Annotated in this window: 23 protein-coding genes; all 23 read right to left on the bottom strand. The window is 38.4% G+C overall.

Translation table 11 applies throughout. The annotated features are described in order from the left end of the window. The 23 genes from EL140_RS04515 to EL140_RS04405 all read right to left on the bottom strand — a co-directional run bounded on the left by EL140_RS04515 (position 1) and on the right by EL140_RS04405 (position 21,270). Positions 1-429 carry a DUF5082 domain-containing protein gene (locus EL140_RS04515; RefSeq protein ID WP_001279021.1) on the bottom strand — a complete coding sequence of 143 codons (429 nt, stop codon included), beginning with the start codon at positions 427-429 and terminating at the stop codon, positions 1-3. Between the two features lie 225 nt (positions 430-654). After that, entirely contained in the window at positions 655-948 is a 294-nt protein-coding gene (locus EL140_RS04510; RefSeq protein WP_000926358.1) for a DUF4176 domain-containing protein, read from the bottom strand. 1 nt (position 949) lies between these two features. Next, the gene (locus EL140_RS04505) at positions 950-1,630 is read right to left on the bottom strand and encodes a hypothetical protein (protein WP_000412066.1); all 681 of its coding nucleotides are present in this window, start codon (positions 1,628-1,630) and stop codon (positions 950-952) included. Next, the gene (locus tag EL140_RS04500) at positions 1,630-1,977 is read right to left on the bottom strand and encodes a hypothetical protein (RefSeq protein WP_000269411.1); all 348 of its coding nucleotides are present in this window, start codon (positions 1,975-1,977) and stop codon (positions 1,630-1,632) included. Before EL140_RS04500 ends, EL140_RS04505 begins: the two co-directional genes overlap by 1 nt. 52 nt (positions 1,978-2,029) lie before the next feature. Further along, positions 2,030-2,779 (bottom strand): hypothetical protein, encoded by a 750-nt coding sequence (locus tag EL140_RS09710; protein WP_002875613.1) that lies wholly within the window; start codon positions 2,777-2,779, stop codon positions 2,030-2,032. 1 nt (position 2,780) lies between these two features. After that, positions 2,781-3,077, bottom strand: coding sequence for a hypothetical protein (locus tag EL140_RS04490; protein ID WP_000534138.1), 297 nt, complete (start codon positions 3,075-3,077; stop codon positions 2,781-2,783). A gap of 222 nt (positions 3,078-3,299) precedes the next feature. Next, entirely contained in the window at positions 3,300-3,599 is a 300-nt protein-coding gene (locus EL140_RS04485) for a DUF4176 domain-containing protein (protein ID WP_000036011.1), read from the bottom strand. Positions 3,600-3,854: 255 nt separating this feature from the next. Further along, entirely contained in the window at positions 3,855-4,511 is a 657-nt protein-coding gene (locus EL140_RS04480; RefSeq protein ID WP_000248448.1) for a DUF443 domain-containing protein, read from the bottom strand. Between the two features lie 42 nt (positions 4,512-4,553). Then, positions 4,554-5,210, bottom strand: a complete 657-nt coding sequence (locus tag EL140_RS04475) for a DUF443 domain-containing protein (RefSeq protein WP_000405254.1) — start codon at positions 5,208-5,210, stop codon at positions 4,554-4,556. Between the two features lie 94 nt (positions 5,211-5,304). Next, a complete protein-coding gene (locus EL140_RS04470; protein ID WP_000405074.1) occupies positions 5,305-5,961 on the bottom strand; it encodes a DUF443 domain-containing protein in 657 nt (218 codons plus the stop codon). Positions 5,962-5,970: 9 nt separating this feature from the next. Further along, positions 5,971-7,530 (bottom strand): T7SS effector LXG polymorphic toxin, encoded by a 1,560-nt coding sequence (locus EL140_RS04465; protein ID WP_000695164.1) that lies wholly within the window; start codon positions 7,528-7,530, stop codon positions 5,971-5,973. Continuing rightward, positions 7,514-8,170, bottom strand: coding sequence for a DUF4176 domain-containing protein (locus EL140_RS04460; protein ID WP_000844685.1), 657 nt, complete (start codon positions 8,168-8,170; stop codon positions 7,514-7,516). Before EL140_RS04460 ends, EL140_RS04465 begins: the two co-directional genes overlap by 17 nt. Further along, positions 8,167-8,460 (bottom strand): hypothetical protein, encoded by a 294-nt coding sequence (locus tag EL140_RS04455; protein WP_000016523.1) that lies wholly within the window; start codon positions 8,458-8,460, stop codon positions 8,167-8,169. Before EL140_RS04455 ends, EL140_RS04460 begins: the two co-directional genes overlap by 4 nt. Position 8,461: 1 nt before the next feature. Continuing rightward, positions 8,462-8,863, bottom strand: a complete 402-nt coding sequence (locus EL140_RS04450; protein WP_000534139.1) for a YwqH-like family protein — start codon at positions 8,861-8,863, stop codon at positions 8,462-8,464. Between the two features lie 106 nt (positions 8,864-8,969). After that, positions 8,970-13,418, bottom strand: coding sequence for a type VII secretion protein EssC (essC, locus tag EL140_RS04445; RefSeq protein WP_000201552.1), 4,449 nt, complete (start codon positions 13,416-13,418; stop codon positions 8,970-8,972). Continuing rightward, positions 13,408-14,598: a type VII secretion protein EssB gene (essB, locus tag EL140_RS04440; protein ID WP_000867923.1), complete on the bottom strand. Its 1,191-nt coding sequence runs from the start codon at positions 14,596-14,598 to the stop codon at positions 13,408-13,410. Before essB ends, essC begins: the two co-directional genes overlap by 11 nt. Beyond that, positions 14,595-14,843: an EsaB/YukD family protein gene (locus EL140_RS04435; RefSeq protein WP_000692379.1), complete on the bottom strand. Its 249-nt coding sequence runs from the start codon at positions 14,841-14,843 to the stop codon at positions 14,595-14,597. Before EL140_RS04435 ends, essB begins: the two co-directional genes overlap by 4 nt. Further along, positions 14,843-15,328 carry a type VII secretion EssA family protein gene (locus EL140_RS04430; protein WP_000757695.1) on the bottom strand — a complete coding sequence of 162 codons (486 nt, stop codon included), beginning with the start codon at positions 15,326-15,328 and terminating at the stop codon, positions 14,843-14,845. Before EL140_RS04430 ends, EL140_RS04435 begins: the two co-directional genes overlap by 1 nt. Positions 15,329-15,426: 98 nt before the next feature. Further along, on the bottom strand, positions 15,427-18,885 hold the full coding sequence (gene esaA, locus EL140_RS04425; protein ID WP_001087830.1) for a type VII secretion protein EsaA: 3,459 nt from the start codon (positions 18,883-18,885) through the stop codon (positions 15,427-15,429). Positions 18,886-18,950: 65 nt separating this feature from the next. Further along, positions 18,951-19,244, bottom strand: a complete 294-nt coding sequence (locus EL140_RS04420; protein WP_001110967.1) for a WXG100 family type VII secretion target — start codon at positions 19,242-19,244, stop codon at positions 18,951-18,953. An 829-nt stretch (positions 19,245-20,073) separates the two neighbouring features. Next, on the bottom strand, positions 20,074-20,565 hold the full coding sequence (locus tag EL140_RS04410; protein WP_000054544.1) for a nucleotidyltransferase: 492 nt from the start codon (positions 20,563-20,565) through the stop codon (positions 20,074-20,076). Positions 20,566-20,585: 20 nt separating this feature from the next. Next, positions 20,586-20,747 (bottom strand): hypothetical protein, encoded by a 162-nt coding sequence (locus EL140_RS09595; protein ID WP_000281046.1) that lies wholly within the window; start codon positions 20,745-20,747, stop codon positions 20,586-20,588. A gap of 112 nt (positions 20,748-20,859) precedes the next feature. After that, positions 20,860-21,270, bottom strand: a complete 411-nt coding sequence (locus EL140_RS04405; protein ID WP_000510790.1) for a DUF7668 domain-containing protein — start codon at positions 21,268-21,270, stop codon at positions 20,860-20,862. Positions 21,271-21,279 lie beyond the last annotated feature (9 nt).

The following is a 21,279-nucleotide window of genomic DNA, read 5'->3' as shown; positions in this document are numbered from 1 at the left end:
CTAAAAAATAGCTGCCAAGAAGCTTTCAACCGCATTCCAAGCACTTCCAATAGCACCACCTAAATCGCCTAGCTCCAATTTTCGCTTTGCGATCTCTGCATCCAACTTCGCCAAATTCATTTCATGATCATTTTGATGCGTATTCATCGTCGTCGCAATTTTCGATAAAGTCTTATCAAATGTATCACGTCTTGTCCCTTTAAAGGTATCTGTAGAAATAGTTGTAGAGTATTGAGAAACTGTATTGCGGAACTCACTATAGGATTGAATTTGCTTAGAAAGTTCTTTTCTAGCAGATTCTAACTTCTCAATCTCTGCTTTTTTCTTATCGTATGCTTTCTGGTACTGATTCGCCAAACTTTCATAGCGACTCGCTTGCGCTCGATTATAAGCATTACTAGCAAGCCGCTTTTCTTCAAAATCACTCATCTTTATACCTCTTTTGACTAAATCTTACAGTTAATAGAATTATATCAAAAATTTTGATGTTTTACCATAAGGAATGAAAAATAAAAGCAAGTCAAATGACTCGCTTTTATTCGCTGATAAGCTTAATACGATAGCCTTCTCGGCTGGTGAAGTAGTTGTACTCATCCACTCCGACAACGGACTCTGTAAAGCTACTCTGGTAAAAATAATAGTATAAAAATGATACTATTTCGTTCTTCCTTTTACCACTTTCTCCTTGTTTTCCTCCAACCACTGTAGATAAAGCTTTGCATAGCGTTCTTCCTCATCATTACGGTAACCTTCAAATATGACTTCGTCAATATCTTCTTCGTTAAAATAATAAATCTCTTCTGGATTGAGACCGTCTGGAAAAACAGAGCCTGTATAGTCAAAAACAACATCTGTTCCCTCCTGATTAACAATCATTCCACGACCAATAATCACAACTTTCTGGTTACCATCTGCTAGGTAAACAATACTTCCTAATGGTAATAACATTTTATGCCTCCTGTGTATTTTTAATTTGAAACTTATATTTGTTTAGTATTATTTCTATAAAATAAGGGTACAATATCAAAGCATATCCCCCAACAAAAGTGAAGAAGAATAATGTAAAATAATTTGATGTGAGTATTCCGACTATAAAGCAAGCAGATAATCCTAAAACAAAGAAAATAAATTTTGCTAATTTTTCAGGTAAATATGTTTTCTCAGATTTAATTACTGTAGTAGGGCTTATTATTTTATGGTCTAATTGTTCAAGGTCAATGCTTTTATCCAAGCCTAAATTTAAAAAAGTAATAATCAGTAGCAGACCTACAACAAATACAACTAAAATCGGAAGCCAAAACTGAGGGATTTTATCATTATGAGCAAAAGTAGGTGGAAAGAACAATAACCACAATGCTACCACTAAACTGATAAAACTACTAGCATTGATACTTTTAAAAACAGATAACCATTTTGGATTAGGCTTAATTTTATATCTATCTGATCTATCTGTAACATCATAAATATTATAACTTGAAAAATGTTTTGGAAAAAATCCCCACAAATAATTTCGGATGTCATTTGGATTAAAATAATCTATTACATAAAGACGGTTATGGACTTCTATTAAATAATAACGATTGTCTAGTCTACCTACTACACGGGCTACATATTTATCTTTTTTTTCCATTATCCAAAAACTCCTTTAATTGCTTTAAGTGGATTGCTAAATGATTTTCCGATATTAGATATTCCTTTTCCTATTCCGTTTAAAAGATCTCCTGCACCATCAACTACAGCTCTAAATGGTTTCACATTTTTATACAGAGCTTTTACACCTACAGAAACAGCAGAACCAACTACAACAGCTGCTCCTACACCAACTACAATTGGAAGTAAACCTGTAGCTGCTCCAGCCAAAGCTGAATCCACAGCAAGACCGGCTACCCAGCCAGCTGTTCCAGCCGTTAAGCCATAACTAACTGCTCTACCAACATTATGGTATTCTTTATAATGCTCACTTCCTTCTGACCACATTCCTAGACCAACAAGTCCTCTTCCACCCCATTTAGCATCATTTCCAAGAACTTTACTGGTAGAATTCGGTATTTTTTTTCAGCGTGCTAGTTAGCCAATTTCTCATTTTTGAACTATCTTTTATAAATCTTCCTGCAGCATCACGCGGTTGCAAAGTCGCCGCCAGTGAACGACCTATATTTTTAGATTCCTCAATAACTTTCCCTTTAACATGATCCAAAAAAGCTCCTATAGTTTCTTTAGAAAATTCGCTTGGCGTCAAGCCTTCAGCGAAATCTTTCACGGCTTCCTCTAACGTGTAAGTTTGATTTTTTCCTTCCCCTCCATACTCCGCCTTCTTAGTCACCTCCCTCGCAAGAGCCTGCAATTCCTCAATCCCTGCCTTGTCCTTGTCAAATGCAACGCCTGGATGATTCTTCTGGAAGTAAGCCCTTGCTAGACTATCCACTTTCTGGTGATAGCGGTTTGCCACCTTCTTGAAATGAGGATTACGATAGATAGCTAGCGCTTCAGGATTACGATAAGGGCTGGCCATGGTAACCGTCCCACTCACCTTCGTTAAGCCCTTATTTTGATTGTTTAAAATCGCATCTAACTCACTTGTGGCCTGCTTGCCATTGAAGGCAGCCAGGCGCTTCTCCGTCTCTGAAAGCGACTGTTTCGACGCCTCAATAGCCCGACTCAACTTATCCTTACTGGGAGCTTTCAGTGAGATCAAGTCAGAAATTTTCGTATAATATTTATTCGTCGCATCCATATCCCTGACAATGGAGGAATGGAGACCATCCACACTCTGCTTCAAGCTAGTTAAGGCCTCTACGATTCATTTCTGTATCTGTCAACCAAGTTGTAATCGCATCGGAAATTCCTGCTAACGTTTTATTAAAATCTTCCCGACAAGTCCCTTGAAAATCAGTTGTAGAGTGCTTATTCAAATCACTCGCAGAAGTCTTGTTTTTACTAACAACATCCATCTGACTCTGGATACAATCATTCGCAGATTCCAACCGTCTTATCTTATTCTCATAAGTACGTATATCCAAACGAATCCAACGGATTTGTGCATGACAATTCGCAATAGCACTATCGTATCGTCCCATACATAAACTTCTCCACTTTTTTTCTAATTATATCAAAAATTCCAATGTTTTACCATAAGGATTGGGAAAGAACCCTAAAAATAAAAGCAAGTCAAATGACTCGCTTTTATTCACTGATAAGCTTAATACGATAGCCTTCTCGGCTGGTGAAGTAGTTGTACTCATCCACTCCGACAACCGATTCTGTGAAGCTACTCTGGTAAAAAAAGTATAAAAATGATACTATTTTGTTCTTCCTTTCACTACCTTTTCCTTGTTTTCTTCTAGCCATTGTAGATAAAGCTCCACAAATCGATCTTCTTCCTCGTCAGAGTATCCTTTAAATACAATTCGATCCACATCTTCATGATTGAAATAAAATAATTGATCAGGATTTAAACCCATCGGGTAGATAGCTGCTGAGTAATCAAATAAAACATCTTGCTTATTTTGATGAATAGTAACTCCCCGATTCAAAATCATCAATTTCTGATTTCCTTTATTGAGATACACAATACTTCCTATAGGTAAAATTTTTGACATATACACTCCTTCGTAAGCTAGTTTAATTCCTCAAATTCGGTCGAAAAAAAGTTGTTGATTATTATAAAATACATCAATTGGAATAACCCCTAACAGTATCTCTTAGGTTTCAGAGTGCTAGTATCCATAATATATTTCTGAGAATGCCCATCTATTTCAACTATTTGATAGCAACCAATGTTAGAATTTCTAAAATTTATCTCCATCTTTTACTACTACAACCCAAACACTTTCTGAATTTTATTATAAGTTATATTATACCTTTTTCACTTCTTTAAATTCTAGGTATTTCTTTTGATAAGCATAAGTCAATGGAATAACGCCAGATTCAATCCAAATAAATAGATAGGCCAACAAACCATTCAACACTAGAATTGCAGCTTCTGTTCCATCATCTTCTCCCATATAAATAGAGAAAGCAATTGTATGTAAAATGAGAAATAGATAGGCATGGAATTGTCTTTTTTTCTTATTATTCTGAAAGACTATTTTAAACCTCTTCTTCTCCTGCGATAAACGACTTGAAATTTCCTTCCTTGATTTGATTAAAATACTTTGATAGACAATATAAGCTACCAAAATAGATATAGGAAATAAAGATACTTTTAAATATAGATTATGACTAATATCATAATATCTAAAAATTGATGTTACTACTCTATACGAAAGAAGACCAAAACCAATAGATACCATACGCATTCCTGAAGGACCCATCTTAATTTTTTTATCAAAATTTTTATTCTGACTATCGAGTTCTATCAAATCAACTTCAAGAGTTTCAGGGGAAAGTCCCCAATAATAACTCTTTGGTGTTGTGGAGTTGGAATCAAGAACGTACTTTTTCTCTCCCATCTCTAACACATCAAAATAAGCAACATCTAATCCTCTAAAATTAATTTCCACATTTACCACCAAAACACTTTCTGAATTGATTTAATGCCTGAATCAAAGACCTCATTTAATTTCTCTAATTCCTTCAAATGTGACGTTTCTAATCTTATAAGCGGAAAGAATGGGAACCTTTCCAAATAAAAATGATAGAAGAAAAAATGAGATAATGCTATTAATAACGAGAACAATACCTTCTCCTCCATCATTAATAGACAAATAAAGTGCCAAACAAGCTATTATAGGAACAGTAAAAATATAGGCGTCAAAAACTTGCTTTCTTGCAGATATTGGTTTAAAAATCATCTCATATCTTCTACTAGAAGAAGGCAGTAAAGCTTTAACATTTTTACGTTCTTGCTCTCTTTTCAAATAAAAAATCAAGTAAGAGAATAGTATAGATGCGCAAAATACTACTAATTTTAAAATTATCTGTTGGCTAATATTGTACTCTTTAAAAAAAGTTTTCAATAAAGAATAAACAATCCATACAAGCGGTTGAACCATGATTGCCACATATGAAGCTTTAAACTTATTAATCGGGGTACTAAAATTGATATCCTCTCTATTTAGTTCCGCCATCTCAACCGTTAATTCCTCCGTTGGAACACCCCAATAGTAGAACTTAGGAGTCATTGAACTTGCATCTAATATGTATTTTTTCCCATTTAGTTCTACAAGTTGATGACAAAAATACTTCGTTTCTCTATAGTTAATTTCCAAAATTTTCCTCCAAATACAAAGCCGGTAATTCAATAATTTTGTAAACCACTATCAAATCCATCGAAACCTCAGCATAAAGGTCGCTTTATCATTATCACAATTCTTCAATTCTTTCAACTGTCAAAAATTTATTTCTATAAGCAAAGCTTATTGGGGGCATCGTCCAAACGCTCAAGTATAAGGCTAATGAAATTATACCATTAATTACTAAAATTGCTCCCTCTTCACCATTGTTTAACATTAAAAAGAAAAGTAAGCATGCTATGTTTAGGAAAAGAAATATATAGCCTGTTAACTCTCTTCTTTTAGTCGTTTGAAATGTTAATCTAAATTTCTTACCTTCCTTAGGTAACCGCTCAGCCGCAATTTTATGAGCTTTTCTCAGAGAATTCCAAATAACAAGATAAGAAATCAACATAGAAATAAAATATAAAACTATCTTTAAGAATATTTGTTGACTTATCTCATAATTTACAAATAAATTTTTTAACATATCGTATCCAATTTTTACAATCGGTTGGACCATTATAGCTATAGTGCTAGTTCCCAATAGTGTTTTTGATTTTGTTTCAAAACTAACATTTTTCTTATCCAATTCCGTCATATCAACAGTGATATTTTGGGGTAATAACCCCCAACAGTATCTCTTAGGTTTCAGAGTGCTAGTATCCATAATATATTTCTGAGAATGCCCATCTATTTCGACTATTTGATAGCAACCAATGTTAGAATTTCTAAAATTTATCTCCATCTTTTACTCCTACCACCCAAACACTTTCTGAATTGATTTAATACCGGTATCAATACTATTTCCGACTTCCTTGATACCTGCATCAATTTTGTTTCCAACTTCTTTGATACCTGAATCAATATTGCTTCCTATTTCCTTAACACTTTTTTCAAGATTGTCGCCCATCTCATTTGCTATGGTTTTAATGCCCAAAAAGTTATTTTTATAAGCTTGGTCAACTACAAAAGCTACTGCAACACCAGCCGCAATTGACCAACCAACTGGATTGCTTGCCATAGCAGTTGCTAAAATGGTAGCTCCACTAGCAACATAGCCTGTCCCAACACTAGCATATATTATTCCTGTAGTAAGCATATCAACCCCTACTGCTGTCACTGCCGTCGTTACTGCAGTATGTGTAAAGGCACGTCCGGCATTTTCTTCTTGAAGATTTTTGACAAGGTCTAATCCCATAAAGACCGAGCTAATACCTGATATCCCCATGGAAACATTCGTACCTGGAATCGGAATACCAACTTCTGACACAGTAATATTCTTAAAAAGACCTTTTAGAGCATTCGTCGTGGAGTCTTTCGCAAATTGTTGAGCATTAAAGGAGAAATTCATATTTTGATAATATGAATTACCAGTCATTCCTACGCTCCAATAATTAGCTGCATCCGGTACTGATACTTTCATTTTCTCAATAAGGTGCTTGATACCTTCTTCAAGACTTGTATAGACTGAAGTTTCCGCTAAGTCATTACCATAGTCTCCTAACGTCTTAACTGAAGATGAATCTCCATACTCCGCCTTCTTAGTCACCTCCCTCGCCAGAGCCTGCAATTCCTCAATCCCTGCCTTATCCTTGTCAAATGCAACGCCTGGATGATTCTTCTGGAAGTAAGCCCTTGCTAGACTATCCACTTTCTGGTGATAACGGTTTACCGCCTTCTTGAAATGAGGATTACGATAGATAGCTAGCGCTTCAGGATTACGATAAGGGCTGGCCATGGTAACCGTCCCACTCACCTTCGTTAAGCCCTTATTTTGATTGTTTAAAATCGCATCTAACTCACTTGTGGCCTGCTTGTCATTGAAGGCAGTCAGGCGCTTCTCCGTCTCTGAAAGCGACTGTTTCGACGCCTCAATAGCCCGACTCAACTTATCCTTACTGGGAGCTTTCAGTGAGATCAAGTCAGAAATTTCCGTATAATATTTATTCGTCGCATCCATATCCCGGACAATGGAGGAATGGAGACCATCCACACTCTGCTTCAAGCTAGTTAAGGCCTCACTGTTGATGACAGCTGTTGCGCTTTTCTCACCGACTGTTGATTCAAAGTCAGAAATCAGATTGTCAAACTCAGTATAAAGCAGATTAGAATAATCCACATAACCCTGAAGGAGAGGGAGGTTATAATAGTTCAACTCATGGTTAATCGCAGTCTTGACATCACCACGCAGCGCTTGACTCGAGGCAAGACTCTGCGCAGTCGACTGTGCCTCAGCCAAATCAGACTCGAAAGCTTGGGTCTGCTTATAGAGAAAATCCTTTAAACTTTCCAACTCACTACGCTTGATTTTCATCGTCTAACTCCTCCTGTAATCGTAGATAAAAGTGGGAAGGAATAGCTGTTTTCATTAATATTTCCCGTAATTGACCCACATAGGAACTTTCTTTTTCTGATTCCGCATAACCCTGAGCGATGATTCGTTTGATCATGGTCTTATGAATAGCCATCGGTGGAAGCTCTGCTTGAAGACCAAGAGGCCAGAACTGTGCTAAATAATCCACATAAGCTCCGTCGAAAACGACTTTTCGCCCCATAATCATGACATAAAGTGGCTCATCGCCTAAAAGTGACACTACTAACTCTTGAGATAACTGCTCCTTATCAATCTCAACCAATGTGCCCAAGGGAAGAATATCGCTATAAACCTTATCAACCCCATCTAAAAAATGGACAAACTCACTTTTAGATAACGTAATCTCTGTCTCGTTCCGACAAATATACACTTCTTTCGGTAAAAAAGTCACTTCAATATCAGCGCCAATCCGCGGATGATAAATATAGTTTGGTTTTTTATCCAAAAAAGCTTTTACGATTGCGCCCAATACCTCTGGACGATTTTTTAAAATAAAAGCTATCTGATGTAAAAAATCTGTAGTGGGAAATGCCGTATTACCGTCACAATACTCTTTCCAAATTTGTTCTGCTGTCTTCATTTTAATCGAATCCCATCTTGAAATCCATCTGCTCCTGAACGATCATCCAACAACTTATTCTCAGAAACCCTAAGCATATTAGAGGATTGAGAATTCACATAAGTTCGATATTTTATGACAGATGTATTTAAATTCTGAATGGCTTGATTAAAGTTCTTAAAAGGAGATAAATCTGTATAGGAAAAAGGAAGAGTAGATAGTGGACGAACAGAGGCAACACCCGAATGATAATGTCCGACCTGTCCAGCCCATTCTTCTGTTTGGACATATATTTCTGCTTGACCTGACATACTAGTCCTCCTCCCTATTCAAGCGATGATAGTATTCAATCTGGCTATTCAGACTATTAATTTTGGTCTGGCAATCTTCAATATTCCCATTATATTCTGATATTTTAAAGCGAATACTCTTACGATTCATTTCTGTATCTGTCAACCAAGTTGTAATCGCATCAGAAATTCCTGCTAACGTTTTATTAAAATCTTCCCGACGAGTCCCTTGAAAATCAGTTGTAGAGTGCTTATTCAAATCACTCGCAGAAGTCTTGTTTTTACTAACAACATCCATCTGACTCTGGATACAATCATTCGCAGATTCCAACCGTCTTATCTTATTCTCATAAGTACGTATATCCAAACGAATCCAACGGATTTGTGCATGACAATTCGCAATAGCACTATCGTATCGTCCCATACATAAACTTCTCCACTTTTTTTCTAATTATATCAAAAATTCCAATGTTTTACCATAAGGATTGGGAAAGAACCCTAAAAATAAAAGCAAGTCAAATGACTCGCTTTTATTCACTGATAAGCTTAATACGATAGCCTTCTCGGCTGGTGAAGTAGTTGTACTCATCCACTCCGACAACCGATTCTGTGAAGCTACTCTTGATAGATACAACATTCTGGTCTTGGAAACGAATACCGATACAGCCTGCAGGCACATTGACCTTCAGAATCTTATCCACTTCCATATAGCCGTTAACGATCTGACGAAGCTCACCCATAAAGATGAAGTGGAGCCCAACTGTCCCTCCTTTGTGCAGGAGAGCCTTAAAGGCATCTTCTGTCATCTTAAGATTCATAAGCTTGCTGAGGGCTTGTGCTTCTGGAATCAAGATGTAGATAGGATAATCCAAATCAGCTGGCGTGCGCGCATCCACTTCAGACTGCATATCCATAAAGAAACCAGGGATCTCCTCGCCCACAAATACTTCGTCGAACAGCCCTTCCGACTGATGGTAGTTTCCTGTTGGATCCACCAAGAACTTTTTAATGTGACTAGGCACTTTTTCTAAGCCTGTCAGAAGCGCTGCTTCGCCATATTCTAGCTGTTGCATGGTATCATAGAGAAGCTCAAAGTAGCCGTCTCGTTTTGGCACAAAGCCAACCGGGTGTGTGCTTTCTTTGTCAAAACCAATTGGCAACTCGCCTCTTTGCCACATATCCTGAACTTCCTCGTGATCTTCAAAGAAACTCGTAGAAATATTACTTGGCAACATAGGTACTGCTTCTGGACGTAAGCCTTGCCAGTCCTGATTCATCGATTGGATTTCTGCTGTTAAGTGAGAAAGACGGTCGATATCGTCTTTTCCTTCTATCGGCAGATAGACTTGTAACTCTAGAACTTCTTCCTGTGTCACCTGAGCACGGCCGACAATTTCCTGGCCTGGCAGGGCATCACGTCCCATAACCGTCCGAAGCGCTCCTTCTTCTACTAAGTAAAAGCTCAAAGCATTGGGAATCGTCGAGCTCATCCGTAAACGCAAGCTACTAGCGCTGAGTACGGTTATCAGAGTATAAATACCCAGACTAGCTCCTTCACGTAGGAGCTGGTTGACAGCTGACTCGATGATCTCCTCTAATGGGCTTTCCCGTACTGAGTCATAGCCATCAAAGAAGTTGAGAAGAACAGGGAGTGCTTGACCCGTCTTTTGCTCATACTGTGACAGACTAGACACGCCAGCCTCTGTAAAGAGGGCTTTCCGCTCTTTCATAAGACTATCCAGACGTTTCAGATACTTGAGGAGCTTTTCTTCCTCATCTAGTCGAACCAGATCCGCCACATGTGGCAACTCTCTAATTGGTAAGAGACCATTCGTCCCAAAATCAAAAAGGTTAAACTGAACTTGCTCAGGCGTATTTCTACGAGCCAGATTCATGAGGATAGTTTGAAGAGCTGTTGATTTTCCAAAGCCTGGGGACCCATATAAGACGGTATTGCCTAACTCCTCAATATCAAAGTGGTAGACCTCTTGCTTTTGAGCACTTGGCAGATCCAGCATGCCTAGTGGAATGGAGAGTTGACGTGGGGTTGTCCACTCTGCTTGGCGGTCAATTGCCGCTCCTACTAGCTCCTCTCCAAGAGGTGGTAACCATGGCTTTTCAGGGAGGATGATTTGCAGACGCTCCGTTTCCTTATTGATATAATCAATCACAGCTTCAAGCTCTGTCTCCTGCTCTTGTGTCTCTTCAACCGAGTAATCCCCGTCATTTCCGTCAATCAAGAGTTCGCTCTGCCCTAGTTGATTCACTAACCAAATCCGTTCATCTACTTGATTACCTTCATCACTATAAGGCTGATAATCCGCTCCACTCCATGCTGACTGGAAGAGTTCATAGATTTCATTGTTTCCGACCTGAAGATAAGCACGACCAGGCTGAGTGATACTAGCCGCATCTGGGGTTTTGATAATCTCATTTGAGTCTGAAGGATCGGCAACCTTGAGCGCCAGCTTAAAGCGAGAATTAGACCAGATCTGCTCATCTACCACTCCAGATGGCTTTTGAGTCGCAAGGATCAGGTGAACCCCTAGGGAACGTCCGATACGTGCCGTGGAGACGAGTTCTGCCATAAACTCTGGTTCATTTTGCTTCAACTCCGCAAACTCATCTGAGATCAGGAAAAGATGAGGTAAAGGCTCTGTCGGATAGGTCTTTTTCTCCTCTGGATCGCTAAGTGCCTTCCCTTTTTTATAGAGCTTGGTATAGCCATTGATATGGTTGACACCGAATTTCCCAAAGAGACGCTGACGCTTTTGAAGTTCCGCACGAATACTCTTCAGCGCACGAGCCGTCCCAGCTCCATCCAAGTTAGTAATAGCACCCATCAAGTGAGGCAGCTTGGCAAAGAGATTGGCCATTCCTCCCCCTTTGAAGTCAATCGGAAGAAATCCAACATCTTCTGGCGCAAAGTTAACAGCTAGAGACAGAATATAGCTCTGCACAATCTCAGACTTACCAGAGCCGGTAGTCCCTGCAACTAGTCCGTGTGGACCATGGGCACGCTCATGAAGGTTGAGCAGCACAATATCATCCTTCCCTCGAACACCTAGCGGTACAGCGAGAGACTTAGATGCATCCGCCGCCTGCCAGCGTTTCTCCACATCCAATTCCTCGACCTGCTTAACACCGTAGAGTTCCATAAAGGAAATCGTATCTGGAATCGAGTTTTTCTCCACTTCGATATGATTGAGATTGGCCAAACGGTAAATCGCTTCTTCAAGTTTTCCATTTTGAGGCAGACGATTAGGCTTAAAGTCTTGGTTGACATAGATATGATGATTATTGACGAGCTTGGCTGTCTCTCCATTTTGGTAATCAACCACTGCCGTCACCGTCTCAGGCAACATATTGAGACTTTCCTTACCCCAGATAACCGTCACCCCATACTGGGTCATATCCTCTGCCAGAAATTCATTGAGCCCATGTCCTGACAGCCATGACTCATCCAAAATCGTCAAGACATAGTGCGGCGAGAAGATTTGCTCCTGCTTTTGTTCCCGAACAACCTGACGACGCTTGACTAACATCTGGTAAAAAGAGGTCAAGACCATGTCCCTGGTCTGGTCATCGTGAATAAGTCCCCGTAGATTGAGACTCCGCATTTGCGCATGAGGCAACCAGCGCCATTCTCGCCAGTGATTCTCGTATTCCTCTTGGGAGACCAAGGTCACAAACTCTACATCATGGTAGGAATGGAGCGCCGCAATCTGAAACAATAGTGTTTGAACTGCTACTCGTAAGACAGGAGCTGCTCCCGCTAATCCCAAAGCCTGATCACGTAGAGAGAGAACAATAGGCGCATCCTCTAATTTTATATGCGGTTGTACCAGTTTTTTCTCGACAAAGCGGCTCCAGTCTTCCTTGCGATTGGTTGGTTGAAAACGTAAGGAATAACTAGAATCAATCGCTCCAGTTCCTAAATGAACCTTTAGAAAGTCATCATTTGTCACCATCTTCTCATAAATCCGTGGGTTGTAACTTTCTACTAAATCCACTAATTCATCAACCGATGGAAAATTATATGTCAAGGCTTTCTTTTGTTCCGCCTTTAGACGACTCAATTGGCTTCCTGTCTCTAAGAGATACTCTTGATAATCATCGTTTCTTTTCTGATTCTTCTCTTTGACTTCCTTTTTGTTGGTAAAATAGCTCGATACTGAAAATCCAGCTGTCAAGAGACTGGCACTGGCCATTCCCATCATAAGCAAGGCATTTCCCTGCATAAAGACACTAGAGGCTCCGCTAATCACCACCATTCCAACAGGCGGTACGATCGCACGCCATAGCTCACCACGTCTAAGTTTTTCTTCTGGCGCTGGTGAATTGATTTCCACCTTGTCCTCAGGCTCTTTTAGATAAATGCGTGGACTTCTACGATAATTAGGAAACTCATGTGGGAACTCAGCTTGATAAGGTTCTTCAAACAAATGATCAGATTGGATAGTGTACTGTCCGCTCAAGGGCAGGAAATGGATCTGATGTTCTCGAAATGAGAAAAGAAAGCAGTCCACCACCAAAACATCCCCTACCTGAATAGAGGCATCAACTTCCTCTAGAATTTGTCCATTTAGATAAACCTTAGCTCCATTAGATGATCCAGAGAGATGATAGGTATTCTCCTTAACCTTCAGGTAAAGGAGAGCTTGACTTTCAAGGCAAACATCTGCTTTCTTCTCCTTAGAAAAGAGTAAGTCCAGCTTAGGATAGGTAAAGGAATGGATCTGAATCTGTTCATGTGGAATGGCTACCAGACTTTCCTCCTCCTGACCAGCCCAAGGGATTCCGTCCTTTTCAAGACCACTTTCAGTAATTGAGATATGACTTTCTCCAATATTGATTGAGGAGGCCCTTTCGGTCAACTCTTTGTACTCAAAGCATTCTTTAAACGAAAACACATGCCAAAGAACCTCTTCATCTGACAGCTTTTGACTCCAAGTCGCTTGTTTGCCCTTAGTTGCCATTTTTAGTCTCCTTTGATGTAATATTTGCCTTTGAACTTCCGTTTAATTGTTCCTGTAACTTATCAATTTCTTTTTGATACTTTTCAAGGAGTTCTCGCTTTTTCGCTCCGCTCATCGTACTGTCTGTATTGACCTGATCATAGAGCTTCGTATAAGCATGAAGGATATACTGAATGTCCCCAATATTTTGAGCAATATCAAGTGCTTTTTCAAGTTCCCCACGGCCGATATAGATCCAATAAGAAAGAGTATTCTCACTAGATTTCTGTGACAAGTTTCTAGATACAGCTTCCTTTTGTTCTTGAGTCAGATTGTCTAACTCTAACGAGCTAGCCGCAAGTGTATACTGGACTCCCTTTGGAAGACTATTTGGAGCTTCTGACTTAAGACCTTCTACCACTGCCGTATAATCCTTAGCAATGTAACTCGTCTCAGCCTGAATGATTTTATCCTGCTTAGGCACCACATAAAAAGTATAAATACCTGTTGCAATCCCCATCGCAACTGTTACAATTGCGAGTCCTAAAGAACCCCATTTAAACAATTGATAGTTCCTTTTCGAGACAAACAGTTTTTCCTTTTGACGCTTCTCTTCTTGAATACGAACCTGCTCACTAATGAGATGGTCTACTTCATCAAAAGTCTCCGCTTTAAAAAGAGTTTCCGCAAAAGCATTTTTTACCGTCGTAAGACTATCAATTAACTCTTCAAAGTTGAGCTTAGGTTGTAAAATGAACACAGCTAAAGCCTTATATTGCTTTAACAAGTCCTCTTTCATGAGTGAAAAAGGAACAACACTATCTGTCATCCCTCTATGTCCTAAAAGGACACTTTCCCCGCTTACAAACAGATTATCTGGGTGAATAAAGGGTTTCATAGGCTGATCGACAGCTTCTTTTAAGAATTGTAACTTTTGAAAAAGATGAAGGCGCTCTAAGATTTCTTTATTTTCAACAGCTTCTCGAATCGACTGATAACCTGCTGGAATTTGGTAAGAAAGACGGACGACCTCTTCTGCCTCTTCTTTCACTGCTCCTTGAGCTAAATGTGCCGTGCTTTCTAAAAAGAATCGATACTGCTTCATCCGATTCAGTTGAAATTGATTAGCGGATAACTTAATCTCTAATTCACCAGCCTCTTTCGACCACTTGGATTGGATACTTGTCTCTTGTACTTTCATTTCTTTCTCCCTACAATTTCTAATTGATCTCCGTTTCCTAAAGGAAAGTCCGCTATCTGGTCATCATCATAAAAGACAATTGATTTATTAGTCACTTGAAGATCAAAGTGACTTGGTAGCTCTTGGTTCATCATTGAAAATGACTCACATATCAGCTCTTTTACTCTCTTGAATGAAACCTGTGTTGGAAGTTTCAAATCATATATTTGCTCTCTCCATTTTATACCAACCGTAATTATCTTCATCACACACTCTCCTTCTTAAAACGAAGCACTTTTGAGTACTTCCTACCTAGCCAAACACCTAGATAGGTCACTCCAAGTAGACCTATCCCAAATCCCAAAATAGATAGCCAAGTAGGTAGCGAAGTGTTAGAGGTGCTCTCTCCAGTCAAAATTGTTTCATCTGCTCTATAATCTGCTTGAAACAAGCCACGCGTCACCTTATCCTGACTCTGAAAACTATTCGTATCTTTAGTCCCGGTAAAAAGAGAGGACTGCGCTTGATGAATATTCTCTTGCTGTGCTTTTTGTAGCTGTTTTTCTTTCTTCACACTATCTTCTAAAAATAATTCAGGAATATTCTTAGACTTAGTAGTCTGAGGACTGTTCCCTTGATCATAGATGGTTTGATTATTAATTTCAAAACTTCCATCATCTGCTCGGACATCACCTGAGTTAAGAAAAAGACACAACAATAATAGACTAAAAATGACTTGAACCTTCTTCATAAATCTCCTCCCCCACTTGGTAAAGATAGCTTTATTATACTACAAATCACACCATCTCACAAGAAGACAAAAAGGATCCTTACGGATCCTTACCTTGATTATTTCTTTCTTGTAAAGAGATTAAGACTAACTCCGATTCCTACAAATAATAAGAGTAGAAGAATCGTTACAATGCTTAAGCTACCACCAACCAAGAGATAACTAAAGCCATTTTCAATATTTTGTAACGGAGACATTCGATATAAGAAATTAAGGAAACTTCCTGATTGAGTTGCTACTCCCAAAATAGGAGTTAGTAGGAGATAAAAACCTAAGAGGGATGCGGATACAATATAAGTCGGATACGGAGCTTTCTTCAAGCCGTAAGATAGCATCAAAATCAAACTTGCCATTAACATAAAGCTATAAATGAACCATAAGAATCCATTGGCTGCTGTTGCTACTCCTATTGTAACTCCTGAAAACAAAATCGAACCAACAGCAACTGTTATGATTGTCGGTAAGAAACTTTGAAGTTTCAAGTCCCACTTTTTCGTTGTCAAAAGATCAGTTTCTTCCCTTTCCTGTCTATCTTTAACAAAGCGTCCGATCGTCATAGCTATCACAAAAGAAATAACCGATAACAACAAGGTCATATAATAGGGGATGATGGAAATGTGACTAGCTGCCTGTGTCTTACCTTCTGTAACTTTTGTAGTAATTGGATCGGATAAGAAATTAAACACTTGCTTGTTATCAGCACCTCCACTTTTCGCATTGGCAAGCACCTTTCCAAACTGTTCTGCATAAGAGGTATTTTTCTCAACTGTACCACTTGTTTCCTTCACACTCTGATTCAGACTGGAAAGAACACCATCTGCAGACTTTTGAACCGACTCTGTTGTCTCGTTTAACTGTTGGATTTGTGGTGAGATATCTCGTACCTGAGCAGCTCCATCAGCTGTAGCTTGTGCAGCTTTTTTAGAACTATCTCGTAAGCTATCGTATTGAGACAAAAGTGACTTCACATCTTCTTCCAGCTTAGAGGTATTCATCTTCTCTGGTTGTGGATTTTGATCATTGACAACTGATTCATAAGCAAGTTTCTCAGAATCTTTCCACTGATTATGAGCCTCATCTAAGACCTTCTGCATTTCCCCATACCAGGTATTTAAGGCAGAAGCTTGCTTAACAAGCAAATCTGAGTCTGGGAGAGACTGATACACTTGATGAAGGGTGCCTTCTTTAGGATTCTCTTTTTCACCTAGAATATCTGTCACATCCTTTAATTGCTGATCTACCTGTTTGTATAAATTATCTCCTGCAAGTCGATACTTCGTAACTAAAACATCCGATATTTCTGAAGCCCGTTCATCGTCAGTTAGATTATTGTAGAGACTATATACAGAATCTGGACTAGCCTTTTGTACGAGAGTACCACTTGATAGCGTGCCTGCAAATTGATTGATATCTAAACTTGCCCCTGGTGATGCAAATAAAGTAACGATTTGTTGGGCAGTAAGGTCTAGGTTTTGGAAGTTTTTCAGAATCGCAGGTAAATCCTCAGCCAAAGTGTCATACTTACCATTAAAGACAGATAATTGAGCACTAGCTTGAACTGAACTTCCATCTGTCCAACTATAACCTACTTGGTTATAGGAATTCTTTTTCACATCATCAGATAAATTCCACTTTATCTGACCACTAATCGTGACACTCACCTTTTTAGGAAGTGTCGCATAGCTTGGTTGACTGACTTCTGATGAAGTAGTTGGCGTTGCTGCCGTTCTTTCACTTGTAGAAGTGGAATTTGTAGATGTTGCTGCATCACTTGCACCCGCATTTGAAGTACTTGATCCCCCTGAGCCCGAAGAGGCGACAGGAGTAGTTGACGCCGTTCTTTCATTGACAAATGTGACTTGAATTGTATTTCCTGATACTGCAGCTGTCACATGATAGCCTGTATCTTTTAACTGTTGACGGATAGAGGCTTCAATTGAATCTTTCGTCACACCTTCCAGTTCAAGATTCCCCATCTTTGCATCATCGATGTTCAATTGGACTGTCTGACTACCAGTTGACGGATCAAATTCTAGAGTTTGGTGAATGGGATAGGTCACTGGACTAGTAACAGTAGCCGCTGAGGACAGATACTTAAAGGTTGTATTTTGTCCTAAAGAGCCACCCAACTCGCTACTGTAGTTAGACACAATTTTCAGTGCATTACGATAAGTTGTAGCCTCATCTGATGAGATCAATTTATCTTGCTCTAATTTAGCAATGAGAGCACTCAAATCTCCAGATGAAATCATCGGTAAGTGACTAGCAATTGCCTCAATATACTGCTTAGGGAGTTTGCTTCGATTTTCTGGCTTCGTCATTAAGTTCAAAATAGCCGAGCGAATATCTTTATCAGTAGCTGTCTGATCACTTAAATCCTTAGAGCCATAATAAGTCTCTGCAATGGTCTCCCTGAGTGCTCTAAGCTCCGCTACTTCTTTTTCTAAAGAAGTGATTTGTGCCTCTAAGTTCCCCTTGACCTTACTTTGTGCAGTTTTATACTCCCCCGCCTTAGCCTTGAAATCTGCCATAAAGGAACCGGTTGCCGTATCGGAAGACTGCAATTCTTTTAATTTAGCATTCCCGACAGTGTAAAGGGCATTATACAAGTCAAAATAATGTTTCTGATCATCTGTCCATTGTTTTTCCAAGGTAGCCTTATCTTTTTCAGATTGCTCCTTATATTGGTCGGTTGACTTTTCAAGACGAGTATTAGCTTCTTTTGAAAACTCATTCACAGAGTTTGTTGTAGACTCAAGGGCTTTCCCAGAAACATCTAAAGAGTTGTTGTTCGCTTCCATGCTGCTTGCGACTGATTTAACAAAAGCTTCTTGTTGGGTCTTAAAGAGTTCATTATCCGTCTTCAGACTATTTGCAATGGATTGAGTACTTCTAAATGAATCTGGTAGGGTCGAAAATGGAGCTTGAATATTTGAAATGATGAACGTATTTTGAGACAACTCTGTAGATGCCATCTGATTCACATTCGTCTGTGCATCTGAAAGATTCCGAATGATGCTCGAAAAATACATCCGAACCACCCGTTGGTTAAATCCTTGTAAGACTGTATTAACTTGACTGTGGACAGCCTGATTAGCTTGTTCGTTTTGCCCTTCGCGAATCTGGTAAGAAACAGTGGCTTTTTCTGGAGAAACACTCTCTAAGCTCAACAATTTCTCAGAAAAGTCTGACGGAAGAGTAATAACTGCATCAAACTGACCAGACTTCAATCCTGCTTCAGCCACGCTACGATTAGTTGTCTCCCAGTTATTCTCTGTATCCTGATTAATTAAAGTGACAAAATCCGAGCCTAAATTATAATCAGTATTTTCAAACCTTGCACCTTTATCTTCATTCACAAGCGCATATTGAACCTTAGCAGTTTGCTTGATCTCACTTGAATAGTGAAGGCTCTGATCCTTTAATGCAAAATAAACAAGAGAACCTGATAACAGGGATACGCATGCTACTGCAGTTAAAATTTTTAAGTATCGTTTTTCTTTATGAGGACTATTCATTATTCCCTTTTCCACTTATAACTAGCAAAAAACGACGCCCCTTTCGAAGCACCGTTCACCGATGATTAATTCAAACCAAATGAAGTTGCATCCTGACGGTCACGATCAGCAACAGTATCTGCGTATTGATTCAATTGTGCATGGATACTTTCAAGAAGTTGTTCCATTTGAGTTACGCTTACTGATAATTGTTGGAATTGTTCCAAGTAAGATTGGAAAGCCGCACCCTGCCATTGTCCTTGAAGACGACCATTTGCGCCTGAAACTTTGTTAATGGCATCTTTCAATTGTTCAGAAGCATTGGTATAAGTTTGTGCTTCAGACTTTAACTGTTCTGGGGTCAACGAAATTGCTGGCATATCATTATTCTCCTTTTTTGACTTGGTCATCTTCCCGATAACCTTATAGTCAATATTGTATCACAAACTCGTCAAATTGCAAGTGTTTTTTAGAATTTTGATTCAACTTTATAAATCGATTGAATACTTCCCACTATTTGATGTATGCAATCAAGCATGTCACATCTTTCAATATAGAAATACTAGGTTATAAAGCATTTCATTGTAGACTATTGTATCAATTACTGAACTCCTACTTCCATCGACCATCTTGGTGATATCAAAAAAAGGGGGTGCAAAACAATTCCCACAGACACCCTACCTGCTGGAACATTTTGCACCCCCTCTGCGTATGTGGGAATAAATTTCATACTTTACCACTACCAATCCTACTACATCACTTTAGACTGTTAGATTTATACTTCACTCAAAAATTCAAAAAAAACCGAATATCAAGTCTTTTGTAAACCCTGAAACGGTGGGCTTTATCCCTTTCTCTCCAGCAGTCCTACAACCTCGATATGTGGTAATATTCTGCTTTTATACTAATAAACAAAAGGCAATGAAAATCATTTTAAAATGATACTGTGGAACGGAAAGATTATCATCACTCCCAAAAGAAACGGCATCCATAACTCCACTTAAAATTACAATTGATAATTCTCTAACATTAATCATCTAATTAAAATTCGTTACTTTCAATAATGGATAAGCTGATCTAAAATTTAAAATTCTTTTCTTTACTAATTCTATTACTCGCCAATATAGAATAAATTAAATGACCAATAAAAATGATGATAAAAATAACATAGCAGCCAGTCTTACAACTTACTACTTTTTATATGATAATTTACAAATGTCTTTCCAGCCACTCGATCTTTTTAAAATCCTTATTGTTATTGTGATCATTTCGATAGGAGTCTTGAGAAGAAGCTTTGTAAATACTTAGATACTGCTCCAGACTTGGAAGACGAAAAGTGATGCCTTCAATGTGAATAAGCTCTATATCCGATTCCGAAACTCCTGCAAAATCAAGTAAGGAATCGATACTTCCAAATTCAACACTCACTCTATCCTTTTGGAATTCATGCTCATGAATATCTATTAAGACGTAGCCTAAGTCTTTCATCACTTTCATTATCTTGTCCCAGTCATAAATTCTTAGATGATCCGGTGCTTCCCAACCTCTAGGGTCACCAGGCACATGAATGTCAATGTCAGACGGCACCCAATTTTCTTTCGTTCTATACTCCAATCCCAAAGAACCCATCAGTGTCGGTGTAATTCCGACTCGATTTAAATGGAAACAAATGGTTTTAAATTCTTCAAATAAGAGACTCATGTTTACTCTAAACCTTTCATCTAAATGTTCATTATTTCTACTTTATTACCTTGAACAAAATCATTTTCATTTTCTAGAGTATATCCAGTTATTTTAGATACAAAGTCTTTTCCATCTTCTAAAAAATCAAACACGACTAAATCTTTAGAATAATCATTTTGGTACAATTCCAATAGATACATCTTTCATTCTCCCAATATTTGAAAAACTAACCAATATTTTAAGCAATTTACAATCAAATTATTTATCCTTAATATACGCATTTATCATATAACAAAGATAATTAAGTTTGGTTTATCCAGGATCTACATCTATAGAAGTTATTTTGTAACCATCCTCATTATATAAAAATTCTAACTGTAGGGTTAAATCTACTAATTCAGAATCGGAGGTCATCTGATATTCAACAGCAAAACCAGTTTGATCATTAAATTCATAAACTTGTAGTTGAGAATACTCATAATTCGGATGGAAATTACATTCTACACCATATTCATCAATTTTATCAAAATCATTTAATTGTAATGACTCGTCAATATATTCAAGTAACTCTTTTACATCATCAACTTCCGAACCATCAACACAATCCATAATATCTCTATAATTATTTAGATGAATTGCTCTTAAAATCTTTTTAAGTACTTCAATTACTTTTTCTTCATTTTGGTAGTTTTCTTTGTACTCAAAATCATCGAATATTCCCATGATAATACT

The sequence above is a fragment of the Streptococcus oralis ATCC 35037 genome (genome assembly GCF_900637025.1).
GTDB classification, from domain to species: Bacteria; Bacillota; Bacilli; order Lactobacillales; family Streptococcaceae; genus Streptococcus; species Streptococcus oralis.
The sequence above is the reverse complement of the archived record's forward strand: the minus strand, read 5'-3'. Positions and strand labels throughout refer to the sequence as shown.

Excerpts from the sequence above, each read along its gene's own strand:
- EL140_RS04515 (WP_001279021.1), bottom strand. The coding sequence starts at position 429 with ATGAGTGATTTTGAAGAAAAGCGGCTTGCTAGTAATGCTTATAATCGA.
- EL140_RS04510 (WP_000926358.1), bottom strand. The coding sequence starts at position 948 with ATGTTATTACCATTAGGAAGTATTGTTTACCTAGCAGATGGTAACCAG.
- EL140_RS04505 (WP_000412066.1), bottom strand. The coding sequence starts at position 1,630 with ATGGAAAAAAAAGATAAATATGTAGCCCGTGTAGTAGGTAGACTAGAC.
- EL140_RS04500 (WP_000269411.1), bottom strand. The coding sequence starts at position 1,977 with ATGTGGTCAGAAGGAAGTGAGCATTATAAAGAATACCATAATGTTGGT.
- EL140_RS04490 (WP_000534138.1), bottom strand. The coding sequence starts at position 3,077 with ATGGGACGATACGATAGTGCTATTGCGAATTGTCATGCACAAATCCGT.
- EL140_RS04485 (WP_000036011.1), bottom strand. The coding sequence starts at position 3,599 with ATGTCAAAAATTTTACCTATAGGAAGTATTGTGTATCTCAATAAAGGA.
- EL140_RS04470 (WP_000405074.1), bottom strand. The coding sequence starts at position 5,961 with ATGGAGATAAATTTTAGAAATTCTAACATTGGTTGCTATCAAATAGTC.
- EL140_RS04465 (WP_000695164.1), bottom strand. The coding sequence starts at position 7,530 with ATGAAAATCAAGCGTAGTGAGTTGGAAAGTTTAAAGGATTTTCTCTAT.
- EL140_RS04460 (WP_000844685.1), bottom strand. The coding sequence starts at position 8,170 with ATGAAGACAGCAGAACAAATTTGGAAAGAGTATTGTGACGGTAATACG.
- EL140_RS04455 (WP_000016523.1), bottom strand. The coding sequence starts at position 8,460 with ATGTCAGGTCAAGCAGAAATATATGTCCAAACAGAAGAATGGGCTGGA.
- EL140_RS04450 (WP_000534139.1), bottom strand. The coding sequence starts at position 8,863 with ATGGGACGATACGATAGTGCTATTGCGAATTGTCATGCACAAATCCGT.
- essC (WP_000201552.1), bottom strand. The coding sequence starts at position 13,418 with ATGGCAACTAAGGGCAAACAAGCGACTTGGAGTCAAAAGCTGTCAGAT.
- essB (WP_000867923.1), bottom strand. The coding sequence starts at position 14,598 with ATGAAAGTACAAGAGACAAGTATCCAATCCAAGTGGTCGAAAGAGGCT.
- EL140_RS04435 (WP_000692379.1), bottom strand. The coding sequence starts at position 14,843 with ATGAAGATAATTACGGTTGGTATAAAATGGAGAGAGCAAATATATGAT.
- EL140_RS04430 (WP_000757695.1), bottom strand. The coding sequence starts at position 15,328 with ATGAAGAAGGTTCAAGTCATTTTTAGTCTATTATTGTTGTGTCTTTTT.
- esaA (WP_001087830.1), bottom strand. The coding sequence starts at position 18,885 with ATGAATAGTCCTCATAAAGAAAAACGATACTTAAAAATTTTAACTGCA.
- EL140_RS04420 (WP_001110967.1), bottom strand. The coding sequence starts at position 19,244 with ATGCCAGCAATTTCGTTGACCCCAGAACAGTTAAAGTCTGAAGCACAA.
- EL140_RS04410 (WP_000054544.1), bottom strand. The coding sequence starts at position 20,565 with ATGAGTCTCTTATTTGAAGAATTTAAAACCATTTGTTTCCATTTAAAT.
- EL140_RS09595 (WP_000281046.1), bottom strand. The coding sequence starts at position 20,747 with ATGTATCTATTGGAATTGTACCAAAATGATTATTCTAAAGATTTAGTC.
- EL140_RS04405 (WP_000510790.1), bottom strand. The coding sequence starts at position 21,270 with ATGGGAATATTCGATGATTTTGAGTACAAAGAAAACTACCAAAATGAA.